Source organism: Candidatus Woesearchaeota archaeon, from assembly GCA_021734105.1.
Classification (GTDB): domain Archaea; phylum Nanobdellota; class Nanobdellia; order Woesearchaeales; family SKGA01; genus SKGA01.
Genome location: JAIPJP010000030.1, coordinates 1 through 10625, shown reverse-complemented (window position 1 = coordinate 10625; position 10625 = coordinate 1). Strand labels below are relative to the sequence as shown.

Annotated in this window: 12 protein-coding genes; 3 read left to right on the top strand and 9 right to left on the bottom strand. The window is 34.2% G+C overall.

From position 1 onward, the window contains the following. Nucleotides 1-170 precede the first annotated feature (170 nt). A complete protein-coding gene (locus tag K9M74_05170; GenBank protein MCF7799266.1) occupies nt 171-740 on the bottom strand; it encodes a hypothetical protein in 570 nt (189 codons plus the stop codon). A gap of 58 nt (nt 741-798) precedes the next feature. Here K9M74_05170 and K9M74_05165 point away from each other — a divergent pair, with 58 nt between their 5' ends. After that, complete coding sequence (locus tag K9M74_05165; GenBank protein MCF7799265.1) at nt 799-1515, top strand: pseudouridine synthase; 717 nt, start codon at nt 799-801, stop codon at nt 1513-1515. Between the two features lie 15 nt (nt 1516-1530). Here the strand turns inward: K9M74_05165 and K9M74_05160 are convergent, their stop codons facing one another. Then, a complete protein-coding gene (locus K9M74_05160; protein MCF7799264.1) occupies nt 1531-2412 on the bottom strand; it encodes a TIGR00269 family protein in 882 nt (293 codons plus the stop codon). Nucleotides 2413-2470: 58 nt separating this feature from the next. After that, complete coding sequence (locus tag K9M74_05155; protein MCF7799263.1) at nt 2471-2665, bottom strand: MoaD/ThiS family protein; 195 nt, start codon at nt 2663-2665, stop codon at nt 2471-2473. A 53-nt stretch (nt 2666-2718) separates the two neighbouring features. Between K9M74_05155 and K9M74_05150 the strand changes: the two genes are divergently transcribed. Further along, nucleotides 2719-3408 carry a HesA/MoeB/ThiF family protein gene (locus K9M74_05150; protein ID MCF7799262.1) on the top strand — a complete coding sequence of 230 codons (690 nt, stop codon included), beginning with the start codon at nt 2719-2721 and terminating at the stop codon, nt 3406-3408. A 62-nt stretch (nt 3409-3470) separates the two neighbouring features. Beyond that, a complete protein-coding gene (locus K9M74_05145; GenBank protein MCF7799261.1) occupies nt 3471-4328 on the top strand; it encodes a stage II sporulation protein M in 858 nt (285 codons plus the stop codon). A gap of 20 nt (nt 4329-4348) precedes the next feature. On the opposite strand, the gene K9M74_05140 is transcribed toward K9M74_05145, so the two are convergent. The 6 genes from K9M74_05140 to K9M74_05115 form a co-directional block, all read right to left on the bottom strand. Beyond that, the gene (locus K9M74_05140; protein MCF7799260.1) at nt 4349-5047 is read right to left on the bottom strand and encodes a hypothetical protein; all 699 of its coding nucleotides are present in this window, start codon (nt 5045-5047) and stop codon (nt 4349-4351) included. Between the two features lie 54 nt (nt 5048-5101). After that, nucleotides 5102-7147 (bottom strand): minichromosome maintenance protein MCM, encoded by a 2046-nt coding sequence (locus K9M74_05135; GenBank protein MCF7799259.1) that lies wholly within the window; start codon nt 7145-7147, stop codon nt 5102-5104. A gap of 169 nt (nt 7148-7316) precedes the next feature. Beyond that, entirely contained in the window at nt 7317-7874 is a 558-nt protein-coding gene (locus K9M74_05130) for a TATA-box-binding protein (GenBank protein ID MCF7799258.1), read from the bottom strand. Between the two features lie 285 nt (nt 7875-8159). Continuing rightward, nucleotides 8160-8852, bottom strand: a complete 693-nt coding sequence (locus tag K9M74_05125; protein ID MCF7799257.1) for a TraB/GumN family protein — start codon at nt 8850-8852, stop codon at nt 8160-8162. Between the two features lie 47 nt (nt 8853-8899). After that, nucleotides 8900-9412, bottom strand: a complete 513-nt coding sequence (locus K9M74_05120) for a hypothetical protein (protein MCF7799256.1) — start codon at nt 9410-9412, stop codon at nt 8900-8902. A 1-nt stretch (nt 9413) separates the two neighbouring features. Continuing rightward, nucleotides 9414-10226, bottom strand: coding sequence for a hypothetical protein (locus K9M74_05115; protein ID MCF7799255.1), 813 nt, complete (start codon nt 10224-10226; stop codon nt 9414-9416). Between the last annotated feature and the right edge of the window lie 399 nt (nt 10227-10625).

Below are 10625 nucleotides of genomic sequence, written 5' to 3'. Positions count from 1 at the left end.
AGCATCTTTCACGCATTCAAACAAAAGTTTGGAAGTAGCGTGAGCTCTCGACACATCGCTTCAGCAAGAAGCGAAGTATATTGCAAAGCAATACTTCACAATATTTTCTTGCTTTTAGCAAGACTCTCGGGACAAACCCTGCTCTTGTGTCAAAGAAAAAGAAAATAAGTTTAGAGGCCTAGTGTCCGCTCTAGCGCCGCCACATCTTTTGCATGTCTAAGTTCTTCTGGTTGTTTTGCAAAGCTACAAAGCGAGTATCTTACTCCTGCTTTTTTGCAGAGTTGTGTATTTTGCATAATTCGTCCGAGAAGTTGTGCTTGTCTACCCAACGTTTCTTTTTGTAGTTGCGCGTATCCAAAAAGTAATTCGATGTTGTGTTGTTTGTAGTCTGTTAATAGAACATGATTAGTGCCGCTTTTTCGTTGATGAATATAATCTTTTTCAAGTGCAAATTCAACGTTAATTACATGTGTTAGTCGAGGAAATGAAAGTTTTTCACTAGTGCCTAATTTTGCAATAACATCAAATTCAACACCTTTCGGAATTTGAGAGCTATTTTGAGCGATAACACCAAAAAGAAGCTTTATTTTTGTTTTTTTAACCAAATCCTCTCGTTGTGCGAGAAATAAATTGCTCTCTTTGGGTTCTGCAAGAAGCACAAGCTCTGTAAAGCCTAATTCTTCTGCTCGAGAAATAAATAGCGGTGCGTTATGTATTGTTGCGATGACAAAATCTTTCATATGAGAAGAGTAAAAGAAGTGTTGATTTATAAATAAAGCGTGTTTTGTAATAGATAAAATGGATGAACGAGTACAAAAACTGATTGCGCAAAGCGGATTATGTTCTCGACGTAAGGCTGAAGAACTCATTGAGCAGGGAAAAGTAAAAGTGAATGGTAAGACAATCACTCTTGGCGATAAAGCTAAAGCGTCCGATACTATTTTAGTAAATAATGAGCCTATTCAAAAAGAAAAGACTGTTTATTATATGCTTAATAAGCCAAAGCGTTATATTACAACAAGCGATGATATGTTTAATCGGAAAAAAGTGCTTGATTTACTTCCTAAAAAACCTCGTGTGTTCGCTGTTGGCAGACTCGATAGAGATGCGACAGGTTTACTCCTGCTCACAAACGACGGCGATTTTGCAAATAAAGTAATGCATCCGAGTAATGGTGTTGGAAAAACTTATATTGCAGTACTTGATGCACCGTTTAGAAAAGAAGATGCGCAAAAAGCAAAAAAAGGTATGTTAATTGATAGGTCTATGGTGCGCGCAACCATCATTCAGCTCGATAAATATACTGTTGCAGTGACGGTGCATGTTGGTGTGCATAAAGTAGTGAAACGTTTATGTAAATCACTTGGTTATATGGTGAAGCATTTACATCGTACGCATATTGGTAGTTTGGCTGTTGATGTAAATGATGGCGAGTGGCGACATTTAACTAAGGAAGATATGCAAAAAGTATTTACTAAACAAACAATTACAAAGAAAACATTTCTAGAAGAGTAAAAAACTATAACTCCTTTATTTTATGAGTGGTGTGAGCAGTTCTTTAAACAAGCACGCTTTGCAAATGTGTTCTTGGGATGGTTCTCCACAATTTTTGCAGTGTTGTAAATCATTTATTTTTTCTTTGCGTTCTTTTTTTTGAAGTTGTAAATATGTTTCGAGTATATTTCGTTTTGTTCCAGCGCAAGCTACTTCTCGCTCGTTAAGCAATTTTGCAATTGCTGCGCGATAAGAGGTTTGTGCATAAGGACATTCGCCAAATTGTGTTCGTATACCTCGCAAGATAGTATACGTAAGAATGTGTTTTTCACTCAAAAAATAAAACGGCTTCGCACGTCGAACAAATAGGTCCGTATCTTTTGTTATTGGACCAAGTCGAAAAAGTAAATCAGTGTTGCCTCGCGCTAGATTAATAAGAATAGTTTGCGCTTCATCATCCATATTATGCCCAGTTGCTATAACATCATATCCTTGAGCATGTTTGTTAAGGAGTTGTCGTCGAAAGGTTCCACAGACAGTGCACGCATGAACTTTTCCTGTTTGCATTGCTTGATCTAGGGTAAACCCATATGCTTCTTTAAAAGATATCTTGTTAACCTGAAAATTTTTTTCTTGGGTAAACAAATCTAAATCTTGAATAGAATGTTCTCGATAGTTGGCAATACCTTCATCGATAAATAAACCTTCTACCGGGTAACCTAGTCGCAATAAAACATCAACGAGCGCGAGTGAATCTTTCCCGCCACTTACAGCAACACAAATGTTTGTCTTTTTATCAAAGAGCGAAAACGTATCAATAACTTCTTGTGTTGTTGTTAAGAAAAATTCATCGAAATGCTCTTTACATAAAGCTGGCTTCGTACTAATGGCTGTTTTTGAGCATTGTTCGCATTTCATTTTTGTATACAATTCCCAGATCCGAGCGCTAAACACCAAACCACTCACTACTCTCTACTCATCCACCGCTCACAACAGAAAGTAGTCTAATCTCATCTTCAGTTGATAACTCTTCATCTTCAGTTACTAGCTGCCCATTTTTAATAATAAGTATCTCTTCAGGATTAATAGAAAGTTTATCAAGTAGTTCTTGTGCAGTTCCTGAAAACTCTTGTTTAATAGTTTGTTTGCTTCGTTCAATAAAAATGTCCATAATAAGAATAGAAAACCTCTATTTTTTTAAATAACGTGGTTTTTATGCTAAATATGGCCATTGAATGTAAGGCAGATAGACAAATAACGTATTGGGGAAAAGAAAATCAAGAAGTAATTGAGCAAGGAACTATTGCAATTATTGGCCTTGGTGGTTTGGGTAGCATCGCAGCTGAACTACTTTGTCGGATGAGAGTTGGAACTCTTCTGCTTTGTGATTTTGATATCGTTACAGATCATAATCTTTCTCGTCAACACTTATACACAACAGAAGATATTAATCAACCAAAAGTCCTTGCTGCAAAAACCCATTTACAAAAAATTAATCCTTCAGTCAACATTAAAACGATGCAAACAAAAGCTAATCAAGAAAATTTATCTTGGTGTGCACAAGCAAATATCGTCCTTGATTGTACTGATAATCACAATTCTAGACGAGAAATTGATGTGTTTTGCAAAAAAAATAAGGTCGCGTGGATTCATGGTGCAGCAATTAAAGAGCATGGTTCTGTTTTTGCATTTCTCCCCACAAAAAATATTTCTTATGAAGATATTTATACAAATAAAACTACTAATTTTACGTGCAAAGAGCACGGCGTACTTGCAACCATTGTTTCGATAGTGGGAAGTTATCAAGCATCATTTGCAATCCAATATCTGCTCAAGCGAGAAATTCCAGAAACGTTACTTCGTATATACAGCAATAGCGGTCAAATAGAACACATCCAAATTAGAGAAAAATAAAATAACCCCTCTTAACACCACACAAACCTTTATAAATCCTCAATCGCAGTTTCTAGCGTATAATGGTTGTAGAACGCATCATAAATGTCATAAAGGCAGAAAAAAGACCTTCGTGGCTTATCCTCATTGGTTTCTTATATACTAGTCTTGCATTAGGTCTTGCTAAGTGGACATTTGCAGAACAAGCAAGCATGGTCTTTATTTTTTTTACCATTCTAGGCGCAATTCCTTTAATGTATAACATCATTAAAGATGAAGAAAAAAAAGATGTAAGTGATTTTCATGAGGTCGCTTTACTCAAAGAACATGGAAAAGCATTAATGGCATTTATGGCTTTATTTGTTGGTATCACTCTTGCTGTTGCTTTTTGGTATACAGTCCTTCCAGGAGAAACAACAGGACAATTATTTAGCACGCAAATTGATACATTTAATCGTTTGGGTGGTCAAATCACTGGTTATACTGGCTTAGAAAATGTGAGTACATTTAGCGTTATTTTTTTTAACAACCTAAGAGTGTTAATTTTTTGCATCCTTTTTTCATTTCTTTATGGTGCAGGAGCAATTTTTATTTTGACATGGAATGCATCAATTATTGGTACTGCCATCGGTAATATCGTACGAACAAATTTAGCAAGTGTTGCAAGCGCAGTTGGATTAGACCAAATGGGAGGGTATCTATATGCCGTTTCCCTTGGTTTATTTCGTTATGTTATTCATGGAATTCCTGAAATATTAAGTTATTTTGTTGCAGGTCTTGCTGGAGGAATCATTTCTATTGCAGTTATTCGTCACGATTTTGAAGGAAGAAAATTTGAGCACATTGTTCTTGATGCTGCAGACTTGCTGCTCATTGCTATTGGGCTTATGTTTCTTGCAGGAGTTTTAGAAGTTTGGGTAACCCCTTTATTATTTAACTAAATATTTAATTAAAAAAAAATTCACTCGAGAATTTTTAGTTTTCCTGGTTTTGCTTCGTAAAGTTCTCCCATACTGATAAGTGTGAGAATAATATCATCCGCTTCTTGACCGAATTTTTTAACAACAAAATCTATATCGCAACCTTCACCTTCATCCTGATCTTTAACAAAATCAAACACCATATCTCCCGTTATTTCTGTTGGTGTTTGAAAAACTGCTTGCTCTTCAACATCTGCTGGTTGGCTGGCTTGCACTTCATCAGGTTCTTGCAAAGTAATATCTTCTGATAACTCATCACCACCAATACTAGCAAGCTCTTGTTTTCGGTAAGGTATCCATTCTGGGTGTTCTTTGAGTTGATTGCTCGTCCCTATTTCTAATGCTAAAAAAATACCCCCTTCTGTTTGTCGCGGTCTACCAATAATAAGAACTGGCTCGCCAACTTTTAAGTCGGTGGTTTTTTGACTTTGAGAAAAATCTATAACAGTTATTGTTCCTGTTCCATCATCTAACAAAAATTGATATGGTGTTGGTTTATCTACAATAAATCCAATAATATTTACTCGTGAAATAAAACGTTCAGGATTTATCGTTTTCACATAATTTGGCTTCCACCCTTCTTGTACAACATATTCTCCCGTAAATAAATCATTAATACTGCAAATCTTTGCTGTTTGTCGCTGAGGAAACTGCTGTGGTGATTGTTTATTTTCACTCATGTAGTGCCCTCATTAAACTTATTATTTGGATATAAATATATTTCATAGTTGGCATCATCCTTTTGAATAAAATCCTCTTTTTGGTTGAAAAATGTCTCCTGTTCTGTTGAGCTTTTGAAGCACTTCCTCTATTTTTGTTTCTTCTAAACCTTTTGATTCGCAATATTTAATAATTTCTTCTTCTGGTATTTGTTTGAATTCGTTTGCTAGTTTGTTAATTGCTTCACGTACTACAACAATGTGATTTCGTTGACTAGAAGTAACACCCGTTGTTATTCTATCAATATCGATTCGACCAGTATCTGGATCCATTCCTATCTGGCTAAGAGTATAATGTAAAAGCTCAATTGCTTTTTTTGCATCATCAACGGTTGCAACGCCCGAGAGCCTTGTTTTTGCACTCGCCTCAGTAAGTCGAACAAGCGCTTCAAGTTGACGTGCGGTTATAGGTACAGATTTTATTCCTCCTTCGCCTTCTGAGCCGCTGCTTCGTAGTTTAACATAATAGGTCCTTATTTCTTCAAGTGCTTCGTTAGAAAGTTTTGGTTTAATTTTCCTTTTTGCATACGCAATATAAAGTTTAATAAAATTAGTGGATAATTCAACATTGTCTGCTAAAGTAATATCTTGATGTAATTTTAAAATAAAACTTGCAATACGTTCATCCTTATCTTTATCTGGAACATCTCGAATAGGAAATAATAAATCAAATCGACTAATCAATGCGGGTGGTAAATTAATTTGTTTTCCTAAATCATCGAAGGGATTGAATCGTCCAAACTTAGGATTTGCTGCCGCGAGCACTGTTGTCTCACTACGAAGAGTTGCTTGAATGTTTGCTTTACTAATGGTTATGGTCTGTTGTTCAAGTGCTTCATGCATCGCACTTCGATCATCATCACTCATTTTATCTAGCTCATCAATACATGCTATTCCTTGATTTGCTAAAACAAGCGCTCCTGCTTCTAAAGCCCATCCTCGAAGAAATTCATCACGCACAACTGCAGCTGTTAATCCTGCGCCACTCGCTCCCTTTCCGGAAACAAACCGGGATTTAGGAGCAATAACGGTGACTCGTTTTAATAGCTGACTTTTTGCAGCTCCAGGATCTCCAATGAGAAGTATGTGTATATCTCCTCTTGTTTTAACCCCATCACTTCGTGGTTTCATAACTCCTCCTAACAATTGCAGTATAAGTGCTTCTTTAATTCGTTCATGACCATAAATAGTTGGTGCTAAACTTTTTACTATCCGTTTAAAAGGATTTTCTGATTTTGAAAATTCAATTATTTCTTTTTCTTGTTCTGGAGAAATAGATAATGAAGAAAATTCTTCTTGCACAGGCTCTATATAATTTCCTTCAAGCATCAAATCGAAATCAACCGTTTTAACACCTTGCTGAGAAGAAATAGGAATTTCATTTACAACCCCCACAACCAATATCTTGCTTCCTGGATTCGTTTTTTTTTCACTAATAGGACTTACTAGGTCGTGTCGTAATAGTAGATTAAATCGCTTTGGTTGCTCTCCACCATCAAGTTCGTCTGTTGCTTCTTCAAGTACAAGTTTTTGCACATCAACAAGTTCTTTTTCCATTAAGTGAAAACCATTTTTTCTTCCGCAGCCACATCCTGGCGGTTCCCGAAATTTTTGTTCTGTTTGTACAATATTCATAATGTTCCCACAGGACGGACATTCAAATTTTGCAGTGGTTGCTTGTGGTCTAACATCTGTTTTTTGTCGAACAACGGCAGTAAATTCTACGAGCTTTCCAATGTGGTTGCTTCTAATTTCTCGAATATTGATGTGTTGTGATGCTGGTAAATTAAAAAATCGTACAAAGAATTTAGTCATATCTCCTTGAAGGTTTAATTTCTCCAAAGCGAGCTGGGCTGTTTTAAACATGTCTAAAGGATTATCAAGAAGTTCTTGAGCTAAATCGATGTTAAACATCGCAAGTTGGTGAAAATCAACAATAATATTTTGTCTTCCTTTTTGCAGAGCATACACTAAGTCATCATAGTAATGCATTTCGAAAAAATCTTGCAAAAGCTTGACTTGTTCTGTAATATCTGTTGTTTTTGTTGTGACGACTTTCATAAGAGTACACCCTCTAACTCATATGTTTTAAAAAGGTAAAAAAAGAAAATGAAAACAAGTTTTTATGTCTTGCCCCCAGTTGTCCAGAGCTTTTTTTAAAGTTTTTAAGTTAGTGTTACTTTAAGTTTTTTAAGCATGAACAAGACCTTTACTTTGAGTCTTAAAAATCTTAAGTAAGATTTTTAAGGACATCTATAAGCATATGCACTGCTTTGTAAACTTCTTCTTCTGATTTGGTTCCTGTGCAAACAATTTTCCCATTACTAAATAAGAGAAATGTTGCTTTTGCTTCGTTAAGTTTAAAGACCAAACCAGGGAACTGTTCTGGTTCATATTCTGTATTATCCAGTTTCATAGCCAGCGTATTTAGGTTTAAATCCATACCTATAGAACCTGACGCAACCATATTTTGTATGTGTATTTCTGGAGTAATGGTAATGGTAATATTAATCTTAGTTAAAGTCTCTTTAATTTTATCTAGAGATTTTCTCACTTCATCTAAACTTTTTGCTCCGGTACAAACCACATTTCCTGAGCTAAAAATTAATGCTGATGTTTTTGGTTCTTTTATCCTTATTACTAGTCCTGGAAATTGCTCTGGATTATATTCGGTATTTGATAGCGTTGCCGCCATCTTTTCCAGAGGAATGTCATGATCAAGACTGGTAGAAACAACGATGTTAACAATACGCACATCCAATCCTTTTTTAAGTTCTTCTAGAGACATAATGTTTTCCCCCAACAAATTTTTCGGCGCGCCACTTATGAGGTTGGCGCTTTGTTCTTCGCCTCTTTTTAAAGTATCTAGTTACAAACTTATTTATAAATCCTTCTTTTTTCATTTATAAACCCTTTAAAAACAAAACTTTATAAAAGGCGGAGTGGGTTGTTTCCTGTGGAACAATATTTTATACGGACAAGAACGGTTAAAACAACAAATAAAAAAATACTATTTAAATACCCCTCCCCTTTTATTTCTTATGGAAAGCGGTTTAAGCGCTGCTTAAATTTTTTAGACAATTTCTATTCGGTGTAAATGTAAAGGAATTTCTTTTTGCATACCTTGAGCATGTCCTGCACCAACAACACACAATATTTTTTTAGTAGGGTGTTTTTTTGCCAAAATAGCTATTTGGCGCGCCATATAAACATCTCGCTCAGCAACTAAAACAACATATAATGTTGGATATCGTCGCTTAACGGGTTCTAGAAGTTGTGAAATCATGTCTTCTCCGGGAACTGCAGAGAGATTTATTTTTACTCGTTGTTTCTTAAATGGTGAAAAAATAATATCTCCACAAAATCGAAATTTTTCTTTCCAAGTGAGTTTTTTAAATAATCGCTTTATGGTAATGTTAATTGGTCTATCAATAAGTGCCAACAATAAATTATTGTTACGAGCTAAGTTCGCTGCAAAAAGCATTTCACTTCCTGGTTTCATATGAACAATTTTTCCAAGTTTTCGCTGAACATAGCGTCCTATGAGAAGAAAAAGCGTTCCTCGTACACCAAATTGACGAATAGCAGACAATCCTAATTTTCCTTCTTGCTCGGGATGAAGCAACGAGTGTAATCGTTGTTTATCAAGTTCAACTGCTATAATATCTGGTTGAAAGTCTAAAAAAAATTTTTTTATCTCTTGTATAGACTGCTCTGAGATATGATTTGTTCCGACTATTTTTATGTGTTCTATCATAATAACCACAATTAGGTGTTAAAAAGAACTGGTTGCTGTTTAAAGACGTTTGGAAATTAAAGGAAATGTTTTGTAATTTTTGCAATATCAATAGAATCTTTTTTTAAATAATAGATACCAATGGGTGCGTTTCCTTGAATTTGTTGTATTTTTATCGCATAATCAAAGGCCAAAAAATTATCTGAAAATGCTTCTAAAGAATCAACTAAATCTATTGAATAATTAAACATATAATCATAATTATTTTCATAATCCAAACAAGAATTAATTTCAGTTAATGAAGTTACAGCTTTTAAAATATCAAAATGAGGTGTTGCTAAACTATTTTCAAAATAATTATTATTTATTTCATAAATGGTTGGTGGATGAGGAATAAGAAATAAAGGTAAGTCTCGTAAAACTTGACTCTTTAAAAAAGGTAATTGATTTAAAATGTTCGTTGTATTTATCTTCTCAGATTCAACACAAGGAACTGTTTTGCCTTCAAAAACAGGTTCTAAACAGAATCGTTTTTCAAAATAAGAATATGCTTTATGTAGATGCGAATAACTGCTGGTTGGTTTTAACATCTTAATTCTTAATTTTAATAATCTCAAGATTTTCCCATGCGGCATCAAAAAGTCCTTGTATTGCGCCTGCAAAAAAAGGCGTGTTTACCCAGACGCCAACATCATAACTTGGATGTATTTGATCATCATCAAACAATAAGAATGCTATTTCTTGACCATCAGCTATAGCGAATCGAGCTCTCATATCATTTATGTGTCTAACTTCTGCATAAGGATTTATTAATTGTAAGGCTTCATTATCTCGTGCCGCAACTGGTGCTGCAACACGAATATAAACTCCTCGCTCGTGTGCTTTCTTAAATGCTCTCGCAAAAAAATCAATTTTACGAGTTAAACCATCTTCCGTTGTCACAAGTACAAATTCTTTTTCTGCTTCTTTAAGCATGAGAAGTATTTGCTCATAAACTTTATTTCTGCCTCTAAAGCTCGCAGTAAGCTCTGTTGGTTCAACAAGCTCTACACCTTTATTATGCAGACTTGATAGTTCATTGAGTACATCTGATTCCTTAAGATTTTCTAAACTTTTTGATTGTTTATTTGCATCTTCTTGAACTTTTTGTTTTACTCGTTCTAATACTTCATTAGGTGGCACGGCAAGATATTTTATGGGTTTGCCTATTTTCATCACTATAAATCCTTTTTTTTCGAGTGATTCTAAGACATCATAGCTTCGAGATCGTGGTACATTAGAAATATCTGAAAGTTCTCCTGCGCTCGATACTCCTCGAGAAAGAAGTGCCACCCATATTTTTGATTCATAGCTATTTAGACCAAATAATTTTAATTTATCAATAAATTCTTTTTGCATAATCATAGTGAATATCCCTCTAAAATTAATGATTTAATGACTTAAACAAATAATATATATAAGTGAAATAAAAGAAAAGCAGTAATCTATTATAAATATTTCTAAAAAATAACCATTATCCAGTGAAAACAAACATCTCTACCTCCTTTATTTCTCATGGAACAATATATTTAATAATAAAAAAGCTATTTAATAATAAAAAAGCAAAAAAAGCATAATACACTCTAAATACAACTATAATAACAAATTAACTAAAAATTACCAATTAACTAAAAAAATTATCAACTATTCTAATAAAATTAAATATTAAAATAACTAAATAAACCTAGTAATAAATAATAAAATAATAATAAAGTAATAAGCCGCTAGTAATAACATTAATAATAATAATAATAATAATATATA